Source organism: Polyangium jinanense (genome assembly GCF_028435265.1).
GTDB classification, from domain to species: domain Bacteria; phylum Myxococcota_A; class Polyangia; order Polyangiales; family Polyangiaceae; genus Polyangium; species Polyangium jinanense.
The window spans coordinates 63378-86958 of sequence record NZ_JAGTJK010000007.1 but is presented as its reverse complement, the minus strand read 5'-3'; the positions used below and the strand labels follow the sequence as shown (position 1 = coordinate 86958).

The 23581-nt window shown below is 68.2% G+C and carries 7 protein-coding genes; all 7 read right to left on the bottom strand.

Going from position 1 to position 23581, the window contains the following annotated elements:
- Nucleotide 1 precedes the first annotated feature (1 nt).
- From KEG38_RS17010 to KEG38_RS16980, 7 genes are read right to left on the bottom strand one after another with little or no spacing between them, the layout of a single operon-like run.
- Entirely contained in the window at nt 2-598 is a 597-nt protein-coding gene (locus KEG38_RS17010; protein ID WP_272420611.1) for a YcjF family protein, read from the bottom strand.
- 2 nt (nt 599-600) lie between these two features.
- Complete coding sequence (locus KEG38_RS17005) at nt 601-2328, bottom strand: cyclic peptide export ABC transporter (RefSeq protein WP_272420609.1); 1728 nt, start codon at nt 2326-2328, stop codon at nt 601-603.
- Nucleotides 2325-4061 carry a carbamoyltransferase family protein gene (locus tag KEG38_RS17000; protein WP_272420608.1) on the bottom strand — a complete coding sequence of 579 codons (1737 nt, stop codon included), beginning with the start codon at nt 4059-4061 and terminating at the stop codon, nt 2325-2327. Before KEG38_RS17000 ends, KEG38_RS17005 begins: the two co-directional genes overlap by 4 nt.
- 26 nt (nt 4062-4087) lie before the next feature.
- Entirely contained in the window at nt 4088-12694 is an 8607-nt protein-coding gene (locus tag KEG38_RS16995) for a non-ribosomal peptide synthetase (protein WP_272420606.1), read from the bottom strand.
- Entirely contained in the window at nt 12691-16176 is a 3486-nt protein-coding gene (locus KEG38_RS16990; RefSeq protein ID WP_272420605.1) for a non-ribosomal peptide synthetase, read from the bottom strand. Before KEG38_RS16990 ends, KEG38_RS16995 begins: the two co-directional genes overlap by 4 nt.
- A gap of 19 nt (nt 16177-16195) precedes the next feature.
- A complete protein-coding gene (locus KEG38_RS16985; RefSeq protein ID WP_272420604.1) occupies nt 16196-18292 on the bottom strand; it encodes a RiPP maturation radical SAM C-methyltransferase in 2097 nt (698 codons plus the stop codon).
- Entirely contained in the window at nt 18289-23376 is a 5088-nt protein-coding gene (locus KEG38_RS16980; protein WP_272420602.1) for a non-ribosomal peptide synthetase, read from the bottom strand. Before KEG38_RS16980 ends, KEG38_RS16985 begins: the two co-directional genes overlap by 4 nt.
- Between the last annotated feature and the right edge of the window lie 205 nt (nt 23377-23581).

Sequence of the window (23581 nt, the reverse complement as noted above, 5' to 3'; positions counted from 1 at the left end):
CTCAGCTCGCCTTGCCCGACTTCGCGCGTTCCTCCTCCTGCACCTTCGCAACGGTCTCTTTCGCCTTCTCGAACTCTTGCTTGAAGTAGGCGCGCATTGCTTGCGGGTCGAAATCGAGGAGCGTGCCGCCCGACTCGAAATGCATCATGAAGACCTTGCCCGTCGCGTGCGTGAACGCGCCCGCGATGAGCGGCACGGTGACGATCCCGAGTGCCGTCCCCACGCCGGGAATGAGCTTCGCGAAGCTCGCGCCGATCGCCGCGCCGAGCGCCGTGCCGCCGAGGCTCGAGAGCAGCGCGCCGACGACCTTTTTGGCGGCGTCCTCCTTGAAGCCGACCTCGTAGAGCTCCGAGAGCTCGGCGAGCATCTTGATCTGCACGCCCGACACGGCGAGCGTGTCGACGAACGGAATGGGTACGACACCCGCGCCGAGCGACCAGAGCACGTTACGCCGGATGATGGCCTCGGCGCGACCGATACGCGAGACCGTCTCGGCGGCCGGCTTGGGCTCCTCCTTGGCGGCCGGCTTGGGCTCCTCCTTCGTCTCGACCTTCGGCTCGTCCTTGTCGTCTTTGGCTTGCGGCTTCTCGGTTGTCATGGTCATGACCTCGCTTCGCTTGTCGATTCGTTCGAGGAGGGTATGCTGCTGCGGGAGGGCGCCGGGGCCGCGTGTTCGATGGTGCGAATCTTCCCGTAGTCCATCGTAACGACGCGATCGGCGCAATGAAAATATCGATCGTCGTGGCTGACGGCGATCACCGTCTTGCCGCGCCGTTTGAGGGACGGGAGGAGCTCGTCGTAGAAGTGCTTGCGGAACTCCGGGTCCTGATCGGCGGCCCACTCGTCGAAGACGCAGATGGGCCGGTCCTCGAGGAGCGCGACGATCATGGCCAGGCGCTTTCTCTGGCCGGTGGACAGCTCGCGCTTGGTGAACCGGTCCTTCTGGAAATCCGTCTTGCCTTCGAGCTGCATCTCGACGAGGAGGCGACGCACGTGTGCTTCGTCGACGCCGAGCAGACCGTACACCCTCGAGAACAGATGAAAGTCCGAGAAGATCGCGGAGATCGTCTCGCGGTACGAGGCCACGTTCTCGGGGCGCACACGCTCGTCGCCCGCGCGAAGCACGCCCGCGGTCGCCGGATACAGTCCCGTCAGGACCTTGAGCAGGGTGGATTTTCCGCTGCCATTGCCTCCGACGATGAAGACGATCTCCCCGGGCTCGATGGAAAGATCGATGGGGCCGATGCGGAAGGATGCGTCGCCGTTCGTCCCGGCGTACGCGTACTCGACGTCCTTCATCGCGATCACGCCCGGCTTGCCCTTCCACGGGTCCTCGGCTTGCTCGACGCGCGCGGCGTCCGCGGCAGCGTCGAGCTTTTCCTCGAGCGCGAGGATGTCCTTGACGGCATGGTTTGACCGGACATACGCAGGATAACCGCTGACCGCAGCCTGGAGCGGGCCCCAGAGAAACATCGCGGCGGTGACGAGCTTCGAGAGGGTGACCCCCTCGATCGTGACGTGTCGGGGCAGAACGAACACCAGCGCGCCGAGAAGCGCGAACTGCGTGCAGCCCACGAGGATGAAATTCTCGTCGAAGAGATGATTGGCCTTGCGAGAGACGTCGCGGAGCGATGCCGATGTCGCGTCGATGTCGGCGCGAATCTCGACGCTGCGCGCGCGTCCCAGCTTGGTCTCCTTGAAGCCCCGCAAGAGATCGGTGAGGCTGTCGAGGAATGCGATACGCGTCCGCGCGAGCTCGCGGAGGAGCGGGGTCATCCCCTCCGAGCGCGTGAAATAGAGCGTGAGGCCCACCGCGACGAGGAACGCGACGAGCACGAACGCCGGCAGCGAGAGCCACGCGACGTAGAGCACCGCGAACACGAAGATCAGGATCTGCTGCATCACGTTCGTGACGACGCCCGCGGCGTTCGAGATGAGCGTGGCGTTCTCCGTGATGCGATCGTAGATCTCGGCCGTGCCGAGGCGCTCGAGGCCGGCGAGCTCGGCGCGCTCGATCTTCTCGACGATGCGGCTCTTCAGCCGGAACAGGATCTCCTCGACGATATCCGTCATCCGGTGGAAGACGTAGCGGGCGCCGAATACGTACACGACGACGGCCAGGGCAAAGAGCAAGAAGACCTCGATGCCCACGTCGTCCGGTGATTGCGCGACGAAGCCGACGAGCGTGACCACCAGCGTGTTCGAGATGCCGGCGCCCGTCGCGGCGATGAGCAGCTTCGGGCGTTCATCGGCGGCTTGCCGGAAGATGAAGCCGATGACGTTCGTGCCCGCGGGGCTCCCCCCGATGCCCGTGACCCTGGTTCTCAATGTGCCCTGCCGTTCGGCCCGCTCGGCCGATTCGATGGTTGCTTTCGCGCGTCGACCAGAAAATCGCCGATGGCGAGCGCGTCGATGCGCGTCCCCTTGAACGTCTCGATCGCATGCTCGGGCGTGCAGACGATCGGCTCGCTGTCGTTGAACGACGTGTTGAGCAGCATGGGCACGCCCGTGATGGCCTGGAAGGCGGAGATGAGCTTGTGATACCGAGGATTCGTCTCGCGGCGGACGGTCTGCACGCGGCTCGTGCCGTCGACGTGCACGACGGCGGGGATGCGCTCCCGCTGCTCGGGTCGGGCAGGATAGGCGATCAGCATGAAATCGGAGGCGTCAGCGCTTTTCCCGATGCAGAACCATCGCCCGGCCTCCTCGACGAGCACGCTCGGCGCGAAGGGGCGGAACGGCTCGCGGTGCTTCACGCGGTCGTTCAGCACCTCCTTCATCGTGGGGGAGCGCGGATCCGCGAGCAGGCTGCGATTGCCGAGGGCGCGCGGGCCGTACTCCATGGCGCCCTGGAACCAGCCGACGATGTCGCCGCCGGCGATGAGCTCGGCGACCTTCCGCTCGATGTCGGCAACGCGCTCGTAGACGAGCCCGGAGCTCGCGAGGGCGCGCTCGATGGCGTCGTCGTCGAAGCTCGGCCCCGTGTAGGCGTGGCGAAGGGGAGATCGCTCGGGGTGGGAAAGCATGCCGTGCCAGATGTAGAGCGCCGCGCCGAGCGCCGTGCCCGCGTCGTGCGCGGCCGGCTGGACGTAGAGCCTTTCGAAAGGGCTCGCCTCGAAGGCGATGCGATTCGCGACGCAGTTGAGCGCGACGCCCCCGGCCATGCAAAGGTTTTTTGATCTCGTGCGCCTCGCGAGGTGGAGCATCATGTGCGTGATCGCGCGGTTCGTGATCTCCTGGAGCGCCGCGGCGATGTGCTCGTGCGCGGCGAGGACGGGCTCGCCCTTCTTGCGCGCGTGGATCTGGAACATCGCCTCGAGCAGCTGATACTCCTCGACCCGGAAGCAGAGCGTGTCCCCGTCGAGCGCGAAGCGCCCCTCTGGCGCGAGCGAGAGGAGGCGCTCGAAGTGCGGCAGGTAGCGCGCGGGATCGCCGTAGGACGCGAGGCCCATGACCTTGCACGCGTCGTACTCGGAGAACCCCAGGAACTTGGAGAGTTTTTCCCAAAGGAAGCCAAGGGAGGAGGGGTATCCGATCTCGTCGAGCGCCTCCATGCGGGTCCCGCTGCCGTATGCGAAGAGCGTCGATCCGAGCTCGCCGATCCCGTCCACGCAGAGAATGGCCGCCTCGCCAAACCCGGAGGGATAAAACGCCGACGCAGCGTGCGCGAGGTGGTGGCCCACCCATTTGAGTTCCCCGGTCATTCCCATGGCGCGGAGCTCCGCGGGCACCCGCTGCAGGAGGTCGAAGAAGAGCTGCTCGCCCTCCGTGCTCCCCCATCCGCCCGGGAGGACCCGATCCGCGATGTCCTTGTTCGCAAGGCGCGCGCGAGGATCGAGCGAGTAGCCGACCCACGAGACGTCCCGGAGCGTGATGCCCGCCGCGTCGAGGCAATGCTGGATCGCGAACCGCGGCAGCTCGTGGCCATTCGAAGGTTCGGCGGTCTTGCCGTGCTTCCGGCGCGAGAGGCGTTCTTCCTCGATCGCCGCGACGACCTTGCCATCCTGGAGCAGGCAAGCCGCCGATTCGTGATATGCCGCATTGATTCCCAGCACGTACATGATGAGCTCCAACCGAGGAATTCGACCTACCCGGCGTCCGTGAAGTACTCCGAAAGCACGCTGGCCAGTGTTCGCACGTGAGGCTCCCGCAGCATCGTCACGTGACCTCCGGGGACGACCCTCGCCGTCACCGGGACGAGCTTCGAGAACCCCGCCACTTTGCGCTCGGCGATCTCGGCGCCGCTCTCCTCGGCGGCGAGATAGAGGAGCGGGATCGGCGCCGGATGGTTCGGCTCGTAGACCAAACGCTTCGATGCCTGGTAGACGTTCACCTGCCCGCGCGCCTCGGCAATGTCCGAGCCCGGCGGGAGCAGGCTGATCCTCTCCAGGTGGCGCTGGAAGAATGCGAGCCGCTCGTCCGAGGTCATCGCTGCGAGCTCGGCGTGAGAGACGTCCACGCTCCCCTCGCCAAGCTCCTCGAAACCCGTGATGATCTCGTGGATGACATCGACCTCGTCCCACGCGCGCTCCGGCATGTGCCGCGCGCCGGGCGGAATCGAGTCGAGCACGACCACACGCGACCGCTCGCCCATGGCATGAAGGTGCTGCGCCATGGCGAAGACGACCTTTCCGCCGAAGGAATGACCCAAAAGAGAGTACGGACCACGAGGCTGAATGGCGCGGATCTCGTCGACGTAACGCTCGACCATCGGATCCATCGTCGTGTGAGGTGAGGTTTTTCCAGACAGTCCAACCGACTGGAGCGCGAAAAACGGCTGGTCCTTGCCGAGATGGTGGGAGAGCAGGGACAGGTAATGCACGTTGCCGTGGCCCCCGGGGACGCAGAAGATGGGCCGCCTCTCGCCGCGCGGTTGAATCGCGACGAGCGGCGCCCAGACGTCGACCTCCGGCGGGCTCCCGAGCAGGCGGGCCATCTCCTCGATGGTCGGATGCTGGAAGAACACCGACACGGGGATTGTCTGGCCAAACAGATCCTTCTGCTTCGAGAGGAGCCGAACAGCGAGGAGGGAGTGTCCGCCGAGATCGAAGAAGTTGTCCCGGACGCCGATGGGGCCCTTGCCGAGCACCTCTTCCCAGAGGCGCACGAGCATTCGTTCTTCGGCCTTGCGCGGATCGACGCCCCCCTGCCCTCTCGTTGTCTCCGCGCCCGATCGCGGCAGCGCCCTCCGGTCGACCTTGCCGTTTGGCAGCAGGGGAAGCTCATCGAGCCAAACGAAGGCACTTGGGACGATGGAATCGGCCAGTGTCTCGAGGAGATGCTTCCGAAGGGCGGAGCCATCCGGGCGAATTCGTCGGCCGCGCGCCTCGTCGCCCCGGGGGACGACATACGCGACGAGCCGCCTCTCGATCCCCTCGCCCTCGGCCACGACGACGGCCTGCGCCACGTCAGGGTGCCGGCAAAGCGTCGCCTCGATGCCCCGGAGCTCGACACGCACGCCCCGGATCTTCACCTGATCATCGGTCCGGCCGAGGATGTCGAGCGAGCCGTCGAGGCGATACCTGCCAATATCGCCGGTGCGATAGAGGCAATCGTTCGGATCGTCCGTGCGCGGATTGCGCTGGAATCGTCGCGCCTGCTCGTCGGGGTCGTGGAGATAGCCCCGCGTGCGGAAGGGCGTGCGAATCACGATCTCCCCGGGCTCGAAGGCGCCGCAGAGCTCGTCGCCGCGGAGCACGAGCGCCTGGGTGTCCGGCAGTGGAAATCCGACCGGCTGCACGCCCGGACGCGGGACGGGAGGCACGACGTGGGCGCATTTGGCCAGCGTGGTCTCGGTGGGGCCGTAGAGGTTGATGATCTGGCAGCCCGGGGCGCGCTCGCGAAAGCGGAGGACGAGCGCGTCGGTGAGCGGCTCGCCTGCGAAAAACGCATACCGAAGCCCGGAGATGGCGCGGCCCTCCGGCGCGTCCGCGAGCCAGGCCTGGGCGAGGGAGGGTACCGAATGCAGCAGCGTGATCGACTCCCGCTCGAGCCATTCGAAGAGGCGGCGCCCGTCCATGGGATCGTCGTCCGGAGGCAGGACGAGCGTGCCTCCACTCACCAGCGCGACGAAGACGTCGCGCAGGACGACGTCGAACGAGAGGGCCGTGAGCTGCGCCGCGCGGTCGTCCGGGCCGATCCCGAAGGTTTGTCCTTGCCATTGCAAGAAATGCGCGAGGCCCTTGTGGAGGCCGACGACACCCTTGGGGGTGCCCGTCGTGCCGGACGTGAAGAAGATGTACGCCGGCGCGTCGGGCGCGAGCGCGGGGAAGGCCGTCGGCCGCGCCGCGAGCGATGCCGGGGACAAACCCCGGTCCGGGTCCAGGTTCACGACGAAGATCCCCTCGGGGGGCTGCCAGGCCGGCGCTTGTCCTTCTGGTACAACGACGATGGCGTGGCGCGCGCCGGCCTGCGTGAGCATCCCCTCGCGGCGCCCTGGCGAGAGGCGAGGATCGAGCAGGAGGAGCGCGCCGCCGGCGGCGAGGACGCCGAGCATGGCGGCGATCAGACCGAAGGAGCGTGGCCCCGAAACCGCCACGGCCCGGCCCGGCTCGATTCCGGCCTGCTCCAATGCGCCGACGACACCGGCCGCCTGATCCACGAGCTCTCGGTAGGACCACGCCGCGCCTCCTCGCGCAAGGGCGCGCCGATCCGGCGCCTCCGCAGCGATGCGTGCAACCCGCGCCGGGACGGGCTCGATGGGCCGCTCGGGCAGGGGGAGCGACATGTCCGGGAGCACGGCCTGCATCGAGGGCGTGACGAGCGAGAACGCATCGATGGGGCGCGTCGGATCGTCGCAGACCTGCGCCAGCAGGTGCCGGAACTGTTCGAGCACGTGCGCGATCGTATCGGCGGCGAAGAGGTCGGCCTTGTACACCGCCCGCATTTCGAGCTCGTCCCGGGCATCGGAGACGTAGAGCGAGAGGTCGAACTTCGCCGGCTCGTCTCCGAGCCCGGTCACGCCCGAGACCTCGACGCCCGTGAGCCTCGGCGTCTTCGCCTCCGCCGGCACCATGTTGAACAGGACCTGGAAGAACGGGCTCTGGCGGAGGTCGCGCGACGGCGAGAGCTCAGCGACGAGTTTCTCGAAGGGAAGGTCCTGATGCGCGAACGCCTCGACCGTCGTGCGCCGGACGCGCTGCACGAGCGTGGCGAACGTGGGGCTCCCGGAGAGATCCGTGCGGAGCACGAGCGAGTTCAGGAAGAGGCCGAACACCCCTTCCAGCTCGACCCGGTTTCGATGGGCAACCGGCGTCCCCACGACGACATCGTATTGCCTAGACAAACGAGCGAGCAAGAGCTCGAAGGCGGCGAGCAGGGTGACGAAGAGCGTCACGTCCTGCTTTTGGCTGAAGGCGCGGAGCCTCCGGTGGAGGGACGCGGGCAGCGTGAGCGACGCGGCGGCTCCGCGCGACGACGGCCGCTCGGGCCGCGGACCGCTTCGCGGCAAGCTCGGCGAAGGGGGCGCGCCTTCGAGCTTTCGCTTCCAGTAGGCAAGCTCCTCGGCCATTCGCCCCGACGAGATACACGCCCGCTGCCATACGGCGAAGTCGGCATATTGAATCGACGGTTCGAGGAGCGGTGAGGGCAAACCCGCGCGAAACGCGTCGTAGAGCGCCTCGAGCTCGCGGACGAGGATCCCCATGGACCCGCCGTCCGAGACGACGTGGTGCACAACGACGAGCAAGATATGCTCGGTTTCGCCGTGCAAACGGAGGAGCGTCGCGCGGAACAGCGGATCGTTCGCCAGGTCGAACGGGCGCGCGGCCTCTTCGGCCGTGAGGCGGAGCGCGGTCGCTTCGCGCGCTCGCTCGAAGGCCGAGCGAAGGTCCAGCACGGAAAGGCGAAAATCGGCATGACGGATGATCTGCGTGGGCTGATCCGCCACGGTGACGATGTTCGTTCGCAGGCTCTCATGGCGCCGCACGATCTCGGCGAGGCTCCGCTCGAGGGCCGCAACGTCGAGCGGCCCCGAGACGCGGAACGCCATGGGCATGTTGTAGGCGGCGTCGCTGCCTTGCAGCTCGTTCAAGAACCAAAGTCGTTCCTGGGCGGCCGAAAGCGGCAATGCGCCATTACGCGGCGCGGGGCGGAGGACGGGCGTTTCGCTCGCCACGAGAGGAGCGCCGGGCGGCGCCGCGCCCGCGTCCATCCACGCGGCAAGGGCCGCGATCGTCGTGTGCTCGAAGAGGATCGAAAGGGGCAACTCGCGCTCGAATGCTTTGCGCGCCCGTGCCGCGACCTGGGTGAGCAGCAGCGAATGGCCGCCGAGATCGAAGAAGCGGTCGTGAATGCCCACCGCCGAGAGGCCGAGCACCTCGCGCCAGATCCCGGCAAGGATCTCCTGCGTGGGCGTGCGTGGGAGCGCCCCGGCGGCTTCCTGCGAAAACGATAACGAAACGGGTGGCGGCAGGGCCCTGCGGTTCACCTTGCCGTTCGGCGTGAGCGGCAGCGCGTCGAGCGTCACCCATGCCGCGGGGATCATGACCTCGGGCAACGTGGCGCGGAGGTGCTCGGCGAGCCGGGGCCAGAGGCGCCGGTGAATCTTCCCGCGCAGAGGGTTATTCGTGTACGTATGCCACGGCCGCGCCGCAGCCCTCGTGGAGAGAGCCGGATCCGACGTGGGTTTGTCCGCATCGCGCTGCCAGAACACCACGTCCATTGCGCCCGGCGTGCCCGACGCGGAAGGGCCGATCTGCGCGGTATAACCGAGTTCGTCCGCGAGCGACCACAAGGCCTCGGGATCGACGCCGTCGCGCGCCTGGGAGAGCGTTTGTCGCAGGTGGGAGACGCGATCCTCGTGCGCGCCGACGAGCCACGCGACTGTCCGCACGTCGTCCTCGACGCGCGCGTCGGGGACATCGCGAACGACGATGGAGGCCGGAAGCGCCTCGGCGAGGTGCCGGTGGAGCGACGCAACGGAGAAACCCGCCCAGCGAACGTCATGTTCGGCAGGCGCGAAAGGAGGGGCCGCGCCGCCGGCGATGCGCAGGACGACCTGATAACGGAAGCGGGTCAGCTCGTTGGAATGACGCCCGCGCTTGACGCGAACCTCCGCCGCGCCGATCTGCGGCAGGCGCGCCGAGAGCGCCAGGAAAAACGCAGGGTCGATCAAGAGCTCTTCCTCGTCGAGCATGCGCTGCTCGACGAGCGCCGCGAGCCCGGCGCGATCGAGGTCGTCCGGCGCACGATGACGCTGCACGGATGCGTGATACGCCGAAAAGAGCGCGTGATTGCGCACGTCGCCGAGGTAGATCGCGCCGCCCGGCCTCACCGCCCGCGTCGCGCCCTCGAGCACGCGGATCAGGTAATCGACGCTCGGGAAGTACTGCACGACCGAGTTGATGAGCACGACATCGAACGCGCCTTCCGGGATGCCCTGGAAGTCGTCGGCCGCGCGCTGCTCGACCGTGACGCCTTCGAGCCCCTTCATGGTCCGCCGCACGCGCTCGAGCCGAGCCACGGCCTCGCCAGAGAGGTCCGTCCCGAGGTAGCACGCGCACGTCGGCGCGAGCCGGAACAGCAAGAGCCCCGAGCCGCAGCCGATCTCGAGCACGCGACGGGGCGCGAGCGCGCGCATGTCGGCGACGGTCGCCTCGACCCACTCGTGCATTGCCTCGGCGGGGATCGGCGCGCCGGTGTAGCTGTCGCTCCAGCCGCGGATGTCGAAGGTCGGATCCACCACATCGGCGGTTTGTCCGTACGTCTCCTCGTACAGGCTTCGCCATTGCTCGACGTGGCTCGCTTGCGCCTCGACGTCGCTCGACGCGGGGACCACGTACGCGACGAGGCGCTTGTCGCCGGGCCGGTCCTCTCGGGCGACGACCACGGCCTCCCGCACTGCGGGGTGCGATCCGAGGATCGACTCGATTTCGCCGAGCTCGATGCGATGGCCGCGGATCTTCACCTGATCGTCGACGCGCCCCAGAAACTCGAGGTGGCCTTCGGCGCGGCGTCGAACGAGATCCCCGGTCCGGTAGAGCTTCCCTTCGCCGAAGGGGTTCGGGACGAAGCGCTCGTTCGTGAGCTCGGGCCGATGCAGGTAGCCGCGCGCGACGCCCACGCCGCCGATGTAGAGCTCGCCCGGCGTGCCGAAGGGTACGAGCTTCTGTCGGCGGTCGAGCACGTAGACCTGCGTGTTCGGGATCGGGCACCCGATGCGCGTCGCGTCGGCGGGCTCGGCACAAGGATTCGCGGTGGACCAGATCGTCGCTTCGGTGGGGCCGTACAGGTTGAAGAAGCGACGCCCGCGGGCCCACGCCTCGACGAGCGCGGGCGTGCACGCCTCGCCCGCGACCGCGATCGTGCGGAGTGCCGGCAAATCTGCGACGGGCAGGGCCGCGAGCGCCGAGGGGGTGAGCGTCGCCATCGAGATGCGATGACGCGACAGGAATCGCCCCAAGGGTTCGCCAGGTAAAACGTCCTCCCGCGGGCCGAGGCAGAGGGTCGCGCCCGACGCGAGCGCGAGCCAGATCTCGAACGTGGCGGCGTCGAAGCCGAGCGGCGCGAGCTGAGGCACCCGGTCGCCCGCCCCGAGCTCGAAGATGCGACGCTGGGCCTCGGCGACGTTGACGAGCCCCCGGTGCGAAAGGAGCACGCCCTTCGGCTTGCCCGTCGTGCCCGACGTGTAGATGACGTACGCGAGATCGTCCGGACGAACACCGCTCTCGGGACGACCGCGTGGCGCCGCCTCGAGCGCGGACGCGTCTCGATCCAGACAGACGAACCGTATGCCGCTCGCCGGTATCTTCTCGACGAGCGAGGTGTGTGTCACGACAACCTCGGGCCGCGCGTCCTCGAGCATGAAGCCCAGTCGCTCGCGCGGGTACGCCGGATCGAGCGGTAGGTACGCGCCGCCCGCCGCGAGGATGCCGAGGAGGCCCACCACCCGATCGAGGGACGGATCGAGGCAGATCCCCACGATCTGTCCCCTCCTGATCCCGCGCGCTCGCAGGTGATGCGCGAGCGCGTGCGCGCGCTCGACGAGGGCGCGGTACGTGAGCGTCTGCGGCGCGTCCCCACCGTCGAAGAGCACGGCGATCGCGTCGGGCGTGCGCCGCGCCTGCGCCTCGATGAGCTCGTGCGCCGAGAGCGCGTCCGGGTACGCCGCCGCCGTCTCGTTGCCCTCCACGAGCACGCGGCGCCGCTCGGCCTCGCCGAGGAGCGGAAGGTCCCCCACCCGCCTCCGCGGATCGGCCACGATCCCCTCGAGCAGCACGCGAAATCGGTCGATCATCGGCTCGACGGTGGCCGCGTCGAAGAGGCCGGTGTCGTAGAACAGGAGCCCGTCGAGCCCGCCGTCCCGTTCGTCCAGGTGAATCTCCAGATCGAGGCGCGCCTGCTGCGATTGCACGTGAAGCGGCGTCGTCCGGAGACCCGGCAGCGAGAACGCGCCCCGCGGCGTGTTGTGCAGGGCGAACGCGACCTGATACACGGGATGATGGCTCGCGCTCCTCTCGGACGAGAGCGCCTCGACGAGTTTGTCGAAGGGCAGATCCTGGTGCGCGTAGGCATCTTGCGTGATTTGTTTCACGCGGCCGAGGTGACCGAGGAAGGTCGGATCGTCGGAGATGTCCGCCCGCATGGGGAGGCTGTTCACGAAGAGTCCGATGAGCGGCTCGAGCTCCTGCCGATTGCGGCCGGCGATGGGCGTGCCGACGACGACGTCGTCCAGGCCAGAGCACCGTGCAAGGAGCACCTGGAAGGCGGCGAGCAGCGTCATGAAAAGCGTCGCGCCCGCGTCCTGCCCGAGCGCGCGCAGGGCGGAGGTCAGCTCCGGCTCGATCCGAAAGCGGAAGAGCCCGCATGGCGATGCGCTCGCCGCCTGCCGGGGGCGATCGGCGGGCAGCTCGAGGACGGCCGGCGCGCCGTCGAGCATGTTCTTCCAGTACGCGATGTGCGGCGCGAGGACCGCGGGCGTGAGCACGCGGCGCTGCCAGACCGCGACGTCGGCGACCTGGAGGTGGAGGTCCGGGAGCGGCGACGCCCGTCCCTCGACAAACGACCGATAGAGGATCTCGAGCTCGCGAAAGAAGACGCCCATGGACCAGCCGTCCGAGGCGATGTGGTGCATGGTCGAGAGCAGGACGTGGACGGGCTCGGGCCCCTCGGCCAGCCGGAGCAAAGAGGCGCGGAGCAGTGTGTCGGACGCGAGGTCGAAGAGCCTCTGCCCCTCGGCCTGCACACGCCGCGCGACCTCGGCATCCTGCTCGGCGGCGGAGAGGTGGCACAGGTCGACGAGGGGCAGAGCCATCGCCTGCGGCGGCCGTATCACCTGCGCGGGCTCGCCGCCCCGGGCGACGAACGTCGTGCGCAGGCTCTCGTGGCGGCGCACGATCTCGGACAAACTGCGCGAGAGCGCGTCGATGTCGAGCGGGCCCTCGAAGCGCATGGAGAGCGGCATGTTGTAGGCCGTGCCGCTGCCCATCTGGTCGAGGAACCAGAGTCGCTGCTGGCCAAAGGTGAGCGGCAGCGGGCCTTGCCGCGAGGCCGGCTCGAGCGGGAGGCTCTGGTCCTTGCGGCTCCATCCCCGCAGGAGGAACGAACGGATCTCGCCCTTGTGCGCGGCCATCGCCTCGCGCAAGGCCGGCGTCAGCGCCCCCTCGGGGGCCCGGAAACGCAGGCGGTCCTCCTCGATCCAGAACCGCACGCCGAGCCCGTGAAGCTCGCCGAGGAGCGCTTCGACAGCGCTCACAACTCGCCCTCTTCCCCTCGTCCCGCGCCCTCGGCGCCCACGCCTCCCGAAGCGAGCAGGTCCTGCGCGAGCCTCGTGCGATCGATCGACGCGGAGAGCTCGACGACCGTGCTGTTCTCGAAGACGGCCTGGAGCGGCAGGTGTAGCGAGAACGCGCGGTTGACGCGCAGGACGAGCTGGGTCGCGAGCAGCGAGTGTCCGCCGATGTCGAAGAAGCTGTCGTGAATGTTCACGTGCGAAAGCTTCAGTACCTCGCAGAAGATGGCGGCGACCTGCTCTTCCGTCGGGGTGCGCGGCAAGGTCTGATCACGCGCGACGCCGACCTTCGCCGGGTCGGGCAGCGCCGCCCGGTCGACCTTGCCGCTCGTCGTGACGCGCGGGATCTCCGCGAGCGCAAGGAATCGAGAGGGCACCATGTGCTCGGGCAGCGTTCGTCGCAAGGCGCCGCCGAGCTCCCGATCGAGATCGTCCTCCGCGATGCCCTCCGGGACGACGTAGGCCACGAGGGAACGATGCCCCTTCGTCTCGTGGACGACGACCACGGCGTCGCGGAGGGACGGGTGCCGCCGGAGCTCGGCTTCGATCTCGCCGAGCTCGACACGATAGCCGCGGATCTTGACCTGGTTGTCCGTTCGGCCCAGGAAATCGAGCGTGCCGTCCGGTCGCCACCGGCATCGATCCCCCGTCCGGTAGACCCGACCTCGTCGTGCCGCCGGAGAGAGCTCCGCGACGAACGGCAGCGACGCGACGGCGACAAACCTCTCCGCGGTCAGCGACGGCTGATTCAGGTAGCCGCGGGCAGGTCCGATCCCGCCGAGGAAAAGCTCCCCCGGCACGCCGATCGGTACGGGCTGAAGGTTCGGGTCGAGCACGTACGCTGTGCGGTTCGCGAGCGGCATGCCGATGGGGATGCGCGGCAGCCGAGCATCGAAATCGCGGGGCACCTCGTACACGGTGGCCGCGACCGTGGCCTCGGTCGGGCCGTAGACGTTGAAGAGCCGCGTCCGCGTCGAAAGCGCCGTTCGTCGCCACCGCGGTACGACCTCCACCGGCATGACATCGCCGCCGACGATCAAGCTACGTAGACGCAGACGTTCGGCGAGCGCCGGCGTCTCCAGCCATGCATCCACCAGCCCTCGCCAATGCGCGCCCGAGGTGTCGAGGAGCGTCACCTCGAGCTCGGCGAGCTTCTGCGAGAAGGCACGCGGCTCGAGCTCCCAGTCCGGCAGGATCACGCAGGCGCCCGCGACGAGCGCCGGGAAGATTTGCTCCACCGAAGCATCGAAGTGAAACGCGGCGAGCGCGAGCACCCGATCCGAGGGCGTGAGGCCGTGAAAACGGACGTACTGGGTCGTGTGCGCCACGAGCGCGTGGTGCTCGATCAAGACGCCCTTGGGCTCCCCGGTCGAGCCCGAGGTGTACATGACGTACGCCAAATGGCCGGGGGCCACGTCGTTCCCGAGGTCGTGCGTGGGCTCGGCCGCGAAGGCAGTCGCGTCGTCCAGAACGACGACACGCGCCTCACCCATGGGCAAGCGAGATGCGAGGTGCGCCTGGGTGAGCACGACGGGCGCGCGGGTGTCCGCGAGGAGGAACGCCAGGCGGTCCGGCGGGAGCGCAGGGTCGAGCGGCACGTACGCGCCACCGGCCTTGTGCACGGCGAGCATCCCGACCACCATCGAGACCGACCGATCCGTGAAGAGGCCGACCAGCGTCTCGGGCCCGACGCCCAGGGCCACGAGGTGGCGTGCGAGCGCGTTCGCCTGGTCGTTCAGCGCGCGGTAGGTGAGCCCCTGCCGGAAGGTCCGCGCGTCGTGGACCACGGCCATCGCTTCCGGCGTCCGCGCCGCCTGCGCCTCGAAGAGCCGGATCACCGCGCCTTCCTGGGGCAGGTCGGCGGCCGTGTCGTTCCACTCGACCAGGATCCGATGTCGCTCCTCCGGCGGCAGGAGAGGCAGCGCTCCGATCCGCTTGCCTGGGTCCGCCGCGATCCCCTCGAGCAAGGTCCGGAACTGCGCCACCATCCGCTCCATCGCCGCGCGATCGAAGCGGTCACGATCGTAGACCCAATACCCCTCCAGGTGATCGCCGACCGGCAGGACGTCGACCTCGAGATCCATGCGCGCCGCCCGCGTCGGCACCTCGATCGGCGTGGCCTCGATTCCTGGGAGGGAGAGGTCGATCCGGACGGCATTCTGGAGCGCGAAGAGCACCTGCACGAGCGGGTTGCGCCGCGGGATCCGCGGGGCCCCGAGCGCTTCGACCAGGCGCTCGAAGGGCGTGTCCTGATGTTCGTACGCTGCGACCATGTGCGGTTTCGCACGCGAGAGAAAGTCCGCGAACGTCGGGTCGTCGCCGAGCTCGGCGCGCAGCACGAGCGTGTTGACGAAGTAGCCGATCATCGGCTCGAGCGCCTGGTGCGTGCGACCCGCGGCGGGTGTGCCGACGAGCACGTCGTCCTGCCCGCTGACACGCGCGAGCAAGACCTGGAAGGCCGCCATCAGCGTCATGAACAGGGTCGCGCCCCTCTCCTCGGCGAGCCGAGAAAGGCCCCGCGTCGTCTCCGCGTCGATGCGGAAGTCGAGCCGGGCACCACGCGGCTCGATGGGAAGCGCCTCCTCGGGGCTCTGCTCCCTCGCGATGGGTAGATCGAGCAGCGTCGGCGCGCCTTCGAGCCGCTCTCGCCAGAACCGCAGCGAGCGCTCGAGCGCCTCGCCTCGCAGTCGCTCCCTCTGCCAGACCGCGATGTCGGCCATCTGGACGGAGAGCTCCGGCAAGGGCGTCGGCGCTCCGGAGGCGAACGCGGCGTAGAGGGCCGAGAGCTCGCGCGTGAGCACCCCGATGGACCAGCCATCGGAGGCGATGTGGTGCAGCGTCAGCATCAGGACGAAGCGGTCCTCGCCAGTCCTGATCGAGAGGGCACGCAGCAGCGGCCCCTCGGCCAGATCGAAGGGCCGGTCCCGCTCGGCGGCGATCGCGTCGTCGAGGGCCGCCTTTCGCGCGGCCGGCTCGAGCGCCCGCAGGTCGAGCTTCGCCACGGGGACACTCGCCGGGTCGCGGATGACTTGGCGGAGCTCGCCTTCTACCTGGACAAACGTGGTTCGCAGGCCCTCGTGGCGCCGGGCGATCTCGTCGAGCGCGCGCCCGAGCACGCCTTCGTCGAGCTTGCCGACGAGCTCGACGGCGAGGGGCACGGAGTACACGGAGCGATACCCGAGCTGATCGAGGACCCAGAGTTGTTGCTGCCCGAACGTGGCCGGCAGCGGCCCGCCGCGAGGCACGGGGACCGGCCCGCCAGCCGAGGGCGACGCCGCGGACGCGCGCAGGAGCTCGATGAGCTCCGGCTTCTTCGCCTTGAGGACACCGATGAGCTCCGGCGTGAGGGCGCCGGGCGGTGCGGAGACGCGCAGGTCCGCGCCGTCCACCCAGAGCTTGATGTTCTTTTTCCGGACGTCCGCGAGGAGCGCGATCAAGGTATCCATGGTCTCCATTGCTCGCGGGTCAGAGCGTGATCACCGTCCGGAGCTCCGATTGCTGGGAAACGGATCCCCACCCGCGGCGGAGATCCTCCTCCGGGCGGAGCGGCGCGCGCCCCGGCAGGACAAGGCTCAAGTATCGCTCGCCCTCCTGGAACAGGAGCCCCTTGTTCACGAGGAACTCCATCTCCCGGTCCATGTCGACGTCGGGCAGCGCTCGGCGCACCTCCGCTGCCGCGCGCTCGAGGGGCGCGGGTTTGTCGAACGAAAGGAGCACGGACCAGGTCGAGGGCGCGATGACGTGCTCCACCGCCCGGCCCGAGCGCGAATCGTGGATCACGAGCTCGTCGCCGCGCCTCGCCGCGTAGAGCTCGGCGCGCCCCTCCGGATCCTTCTCCGGCCAGCGATCCCTCCAGGTCGCGACGAGGTCCTTGATCATCGTGAACCATTGCGCCAGGTGCACGAAATAGGGCGCCTCGAAGTTCTCGTCGCGGAAAAAGTACGCCATGTCCCGAAGTTTGCTGGGGCCGAACGGGTAAATCATGGCATAATGTTCCATGGGCGCGAGCCGGAGCCCGTACTCCTCGGCGTTCGTGAAGTAGGGGCTGAACCGATCAAAACGCACCTGGAGTGCGTCCGACGGCGGCGGCAGGTGCGAAAAGAGCGGGATGATGGCCGCGTACCTGCGATACATCTCCTCGTCCGAGCGAGGAATGCCGAGCAGCAGGTTCCAGGCCGGGAAGATGCCGTACATCACGCAGCGCTTGAGCAGCATGATGTTCTGGAAGACCGTGCTGCCTTTCTTGATGAGCTTCAGCGTCGACGTCGCGAGCGCCTCCACGCCGGGCTGGATCGTAAGGACGCGCGCCTGGGCCATCGCCGCGACGTTCTCCTCCGTCAGATCGCTCTTCGCCTCGTAAAAGATCTCCATCGTGTCCGGCGTCTTCAGCCGGGGAAGCATGTCGTCGAGGAAGCTCTTCGGGATGATGACATCAACGGCCATCAATCGTGACGCCCGATCGGCGTACCGGAAGAGTCGCTCGAACTGCTGGACCGCCTGATCCGCCGCCATCGCCCGGTACCCCAGCGTGAGATCGTTCAGGCCGCAGAAGGTGCAATGCGACCGCTCGCCCCACCAGCAGCCGCGCGACGTCTCCACGAGCAGCGTTGCCTTCTCGGCGTGCGGCGGCCGGTTTCGCTCGAACGCATCGAGGTAGTCGTCGTAATCGAGCTCGACGTCGTAATCGAGCGGCAGCTCCTCGCCGACCTGCTGCAGGCGCGGCGCGCGGCAGGCCGGCCCGGATGCGGCACGCGCCGCGTCCGTCACGAGGTCGAGCCGCTTGACGCGTTTCGACGGGAAAAACGCGCCGGAGCGCACGAGATCGTCCGCGAGCAGGAGCTTGTCCTCCTCCGGAACGAACGCGCCGAGGTTGTCGCGCGAGATGACCCCGTGGATGCGGTGGCAGGCCTCCTGCTCGCCGTCGAGGAGGTTCCGGACGAACCCCGCGAAGCTTTTCAGGCCGGGCCCGGAAAACGCGAAATCGATTTGCGGCGCCTCCTCGACCAGCACCGCGCCCATGGGGTATTCGCAGTTCGGTCCGCCCATCACCGTGACGACATGCGGAGCGCGCGCCTTGATCTTGCGCGCCATGGCGAGGCTCGCCATGTTCTGGATGAAGATCGAGGTGAAGCCGACGAGATCGGCCTCGTGGAGCCGGTGCTGATCGAGCAGCTCTTCCAGAATGGCGTCGAGCTCCGCGCGCAGCGGCAGGATCCGCGCCCGGAGCGATTGCACCTCCGGCGTACGCCGTGGATAGCAGCGCCGGAAGTACTCGTCCACGTTGTCGTCCGCATCAGGGAACGCGCTCTTGCGGAAGAGCCAATCGCCGAGGCCCGTGTGGAGGTGCTCCATCGAGTCCTCGATTTCGTGATAAATGGCCCCGATCCGGCGCGAAACGTCGAGATTCAGATAGCAGATCTCGACCCGCACGCGCGCGCCGAACTCGCGCCGCAAGACGGACCGTATCTGGGTGAGGGCAAGCGACGGCAGGTGCTCCGCCGCAAACGGCATGTTGATGAGCTTGATCTCGTACGGCTCGGCTGTCGTCGCCAGGCTCTTCACAGCGAAATCTCCTCTTGACCTGAATGAGGCGTGGTCCGCGAGGGCTCGAGGGCGCGCGCGAGCTCGAGCGCCTCGATGCGGGCAGCCATCCCAGCGACGGTCGGCTCGTCGAAGAGCGATCGGAGCGAGAGATTCACGCCGAGTGTCACGCGGATACGGGCGATGACCTGCGTCGCGAGGAGCGAATGGCCCCCGAGCGCAAAGAAGTCGTCGTGCACGCCGACCGCGGAGAGGCAGAGGACGTCTCGCCAGATGTCCGCGATCGCGGCCTCTGTTGAGCCCCGCGGCGCGACGAGCGCGTTCGACGGGCCGCGGTCCTCGCGAGAAGGCGCCGGGAGCGCCTCGACGTCGAGCTTGCCATTGGGGCCGAGCGGGAGCGCGGAGAGGGGGACGATGACGGACGGCACCATGAAATCGGGAAGGCGCGCCTCGAGGTGCCGCCGGAGCTCCTTGCCGGCTTCGAGTGCCTCGTCGCTCCACGCTCGTTTCGGCGCGCTCGGGACGACGTAGGCCACGAGCCGGGCGTCGCCGGGCCGATCCTCGCGGACGACAACCGCTGCCTCGCGCAGGCCGGTGTGGGTCAAGAGGGCCGCCTCGATCTCGCCGAGCTCGACGCGGAACCCGCGGATCTTGACCTGACGATCGAAGCGGCCGAGGAACTCGAGTGTACCGTCCTCGCGATGACGCGCGCGATCACCCGTCCGGTAGAGTTTGCCTTCCCCGAACGGATTCGGCACGAACCGCTCCTCGGTGAGCGCGGGCCGGTTCAGATACCCGCGCGCGACGCCCGCGCCGCCCACGCATAACTCGCCCGGTGTGCCCATCGGCGAGAGCTGGGCGTGTTTGTCCAAGATATACACCTGCGTATTCGGGATGGGGCGGCCGATCAGGGTCGGCTCGTGGGGATCGCGGATCGACATCGCGGTCGACCAGATGGTCGCCTCCGTGGGGCCGTAGGAATTGACGATGCGGCGCCCCTGTCTTCGCCATGCGTGCGCGAGCTCCGGGGCGCACGTTTCCCCTCCCAGGTTGAGGAGCCGCAATGCGGGGAGATGGGCGACGGGAAGGGCCCCGAGCGTGGACGGCGTCAGGGAGAGGATCGTGATTCGGCGGTGAGCGAGGAACCTTTGCAAGGGCTCGCCGGGCGCGAGATCCTCGGGCGCGCCGAGGCAAAGCGTCGCGCCCGCCGCGAGCGCCGTCCAGATTTCGAGGTTCGAGACATCAAAGCTCAGCGAGGCGAGCTGCAGCACGCGATCGGCCGGCGTCACCTCGAACATGTGGATTGCAGCCTCGATGGCGCTGGTGAGCCCTCGATGCTCCACGAGCACGCCCTTGGGTTTGCCCGTCGAGCCCGAGGTGTAAATGACGTACGCGAGATCCGCCGGCCGGGCCTGCGTCGAAAGTTTTTCCGCGCGCGTGGTGGCGATTTCGCATGACTCCACGGGAAGGCAGACGGTTCGTCCACGATAACCGGCGAGCCGCGCGCGGCTCCGATCGTCTGTCAGGACCATCGGAGGCCCTGCATCGTTCAGCATGAAGGCGAGCCGCTCCGGCGGATAGGACGGATCGAGCGGCAGGTACGCGCCGCCCGCCGCAAGGATCCCGAGGACCGACACGATACGCTCGATCGAGGGCGGGAGGCAGAGCCCGACCAGGGTCTCCCGGCCGACGCCGAACGATTGCAGGTGGTGAGCCAGGCGGAGTGCCCGCGTATGGAGCTCGGCATAGGAGATAGCCTCGTCCTCGTGCTCCACGGCGACGGCGTCGGGCGTCTTCGCCACCCACGTTTCGAAGAGCTCGTGCACGCTCGCGGCGTGAGGCGCCCTCGCCGCCGTGTCATTCCACTCGACGAGGAGCGTCCGGCGCTCGTCCGGCGTGAGGAGGTCGAGATCGGAGACGCGCGACGCGGGCGCGTCGACGATCGAGGCGAGACATCGCTGCAAATGGCTCGCGAGGCGCCGGACGGTGCTGCATTCGAAGAGATCGACGGAGTACTCGATGCCGCCTCGGTACCCGTCCGGCGCCCGCTCCAGGGAAAGCGTCAGATCGAACCTCGCGCTCCTCCGCTCGACGGGCCAAGGCTCGACGGAGAGCTCGCCCATGCTCGGCGCGTCCACGGTCGCTCCCTGCAGAACGAACATGACCTGGAAGAGCGGCGTACGGCTCGCGTCGCGTGGCACGTGGAGCGCGTCGACGACCGTCTCGAAGGGCACGTCCTGGTGCGTGTATCCGTCGAGCGTCGCGCGACGGACCCGCCGCAGGAGATCCTCGATGGTCGGATTGCCGGAGAGGTCGACGCGGAGCGCGAGCGTATTGACGAAGAACCCGATGAGATCTTCGAGGTCTTCGCGATTGCGGTTTGCGATGGGGCTGCCGATGACCACGTCATCCTGGCCGGCATGGCGCGAGAGCACGGCGGCAAACGCCGCGAGCAGCAGCATGAACGGCGTCACGGCCGTGGTACGGGCGAGCGCGTCGATCCCTGCGCTCAGCGCTCCGTCGAATTGAACGGGCAGCCACGCGCCGCGCCCGGAGGACACGGCCGGCCTCGGGTGATCCGTCGGTAGCTCGAGTGTCGGCGCACCCGCGAGGTTTTCCCTCCAGTAGGACAGGCGACGCTCGAGGGCGTCGCCCGTGAGCCATCGCCGTTGCCATACCGCGAAATCCACATAATCGATCTTCGGGGCCGGGAGCGTTGGCGCTCGTCCGGTGGAGAATGCCGTGTAGGCGTGCGCGAGCTCGCGCATCACGATGTTCGTCGACCAGCCGTCGAAGGCGACGTGATGCACCTCGAGGAGGAGGACATGATCGTCGTCGCCGAGCGAATACGACGTGGCGCGCAGCATCGGGCCGCTCGACAGGTCGAAGGGCCTCTGCGCCTGCTCCGCGATGCGCGCGTGGAGCGCATCCTCGTCGGGGGCAATCTCGACGGAGAGGGCCCCTTCGCCCACCGCGGCGATGCATGCAAAGGGCCCGGCCTCGTCCTCGCGCAGCGTCGTGCGCAGGATCTCGTGCCGCGCGACGAGCCAGTCGAGGGCCGCCTGCAACGCCTTCACGTCGAGCGTCCGGCCGAGGCGCAGAGCCATCGGGATATTGTAGCGCGCCGAGCCGGGGCTCAGGCGATCGAGGAACCAGAGCCGCTGCTGGGCAAACGAGAGTGGCAATCGCGTCGAACGATCGGCCCGCGCAATCGGATCGCTCCCCGTCGCGTCTCCCGCGGCGTCGACGAGGCGCGCCTGCGCTTCGAGCGTGCGCGCCTCGAAGAGAGCGCGGAGCGGGATCTCGATGCCCAGGATCGACGCGATGCGGCTCGCGACGCGGGTCGCGCTGAGCGAATGGGCGCCGAGATCGAAGACGTCATCGTGCAGGCCCACGCGGTCGATCCCGAGGACTTCGGCCCAAAGCCGGGCAAGCCTCTGCTCCGTCTTCGTCACAGGCGCGACATAGGCCCGGGGCCGCAAGACGTCCTCGTCTGCGGGCGGCGGCAGCGCCTTGCGGTCCACCTTGCCATGGGGCGTCATCGGGAGCGCGGAGAGCAGGACGATGGCGGAAGGGACCATGTACTCGGGCAGCTTCGCGCGGAGATGCTCGCGCAAGGAATGCGTCGCAGGAGGGCCCTCGACGGGCACCACATACGCCACGACGCGCGGGTCACCCGGGACATCCTCTCGCGCCGCGGCCACGCACGCACGGACGGACGGGTGCAGCCCGAGCACCGATTCGATCTCGGTCAGCTCGACGCGAAATCCGCGAATCTTGACCTGATGATCGATTCGGCCGAGGTATTCGAGGTCGCCGTCGGGAAGAATGCGGCCGAGGTCGCCGGTGCGGTAGAGACGCGCCTCGGGCTCCTCGCGGAATGGGTCTGGCAAGAATCGCCCTCGTGTGAGCTCCGGGCGATTCAGGTATCCCCGCGCGACACCCGGACCGCCGACGTACACCTCCCCCTCGACGCCGACGGGCAAAGGTTGGAGGTCGGCATCGAGCACGTGCACCGTCGCGCCCGGCAGCGGTTTGCCGAGCGGCACGCCCCGCGCGTGCATGTCTTCGTCCGTGATGCGATGGGTCGCCACGATGCCGGTCGTCTCGGTATGGCCGAACATGTTCACGAGCTCGACCCGAGGCCCGGCGAGCGCGCGGAAAGCGCGAGCAACATCGGAGGAGAGCGCTTCACTCGCGGACAGGACCAGGCGAAGGTGGGGCGCGACGAGGCGCGTTCGCGTGGCCGGGTCGACCTCCGACAGCACGAAGTTCAAGCTCCTCCAGTGCGATGGAACTAGGTCCATCACGGTGACCCCGTGCCGCTCCACCGCCGCCCATAACTCCCTCGGCGAACGCCGCTGGTCGGACGTCGCGATCACGAGCGTCGCGCCGCACACGAGAGGGAGCAGGAATTGGCGTACCGAGGACGAGAACGCGATCGATGCGGTGTGGAGATACCGATCCTCGGTCGTGATCCCGAGCGTGGACGCGAGCGTCCTCGCATAATACGACAAACTGCCACGGGTGACCATGACGCCTTTTGGCTCGCCCGTCGTGCCCGAGGTGTAAATGAGGTATGCGAGATCCGAAGGCGCGCCCCGAGAGGTTTTTGGGCTCTCGGACGCGGTCGCGCGTGCCGGTTCGAGAAAAACGACGCGCGCCGATCGCAATGGCAGGCGTGAGGCCAGGTTCGGCTGCGTGAGCAACACGTCGACCTGCGCGTCCGCGAGCATGAACGAGAGCCGCTCCGCTGGATACGCGGGGTCGAGCGGCATGTACACGCCACCCGCTTTCAGGATCGAAAGGAGCCCGACGACCATCTCGAGGGACCGCTCGACGTAAAGCCCGACCAGGTCCCCCGGCCCGACACCCAGGGATCGCAGGTGATGTGCGAGCGCATTCGCCCGACCATCGAGCTCGCTGTAGCTCAGCCTCTCGCTCCCGAACACGACCGCAATGGAGTCGGGTGATCGGGCGACACATGCTTCGAATAGCTCGTGCACACCAGCTGCGTGGTTCGTCTCCGCCGCCGTGTCGTTCCGACCCACGATCAGCCCTGGACGGTTCAATTCGAAAGCAATGGCCCACGACTGAATATGCATGCCTCGTGCCACGAAGCGTAGCGCGCCTCGCGAGCCGCTGGAAGGGCCGGAGTTCCATGCGCCCCACGCGGAACATCGGGCCGGCTCGATCGAGCCATCTGGCTCGGATGATCGAGTCCGGAGCGGCTCGTTCGATCCTTTCCTGTCAAGCGAGCCGACTCGGGGGGCCAGAACCCTCGACATGCCCACAACGGCTCTGGCATCG

Excerpts from the sequence above, each read along its gene's own strand:
- KEG38_RS17010 (WP_272420611.1), bottom strand. The coding sequence starts at position 598 with ATGACAACCGAGAAGCCGCAAGCCAAAGACGACAAGGACGAGCCGAAG.
- KEG38_RS17000 (WP_272420608.1), bottom strand. The coding sequence starts at position 4,061 with ATGTACGTGCTGGGAATCAATGCGGCATATCACGAATCGGCGGCTTGC.
- KEG38_RS16990 (WP_272420605.1), bottom strand. The coding sequence starts at position 16,176 with ATGGATACCTTGATCGCGCTCCTCGCGGACGTCCGGAAAAAGAACATC.
- KEG38_RS16980 (WP_272420602.1), bottom strand. The coding sequence starts at position 23,376 with ATGCATATTCAGTCGTGGGCCATTGCTTTCGAATTGAACCGTCCAGGG.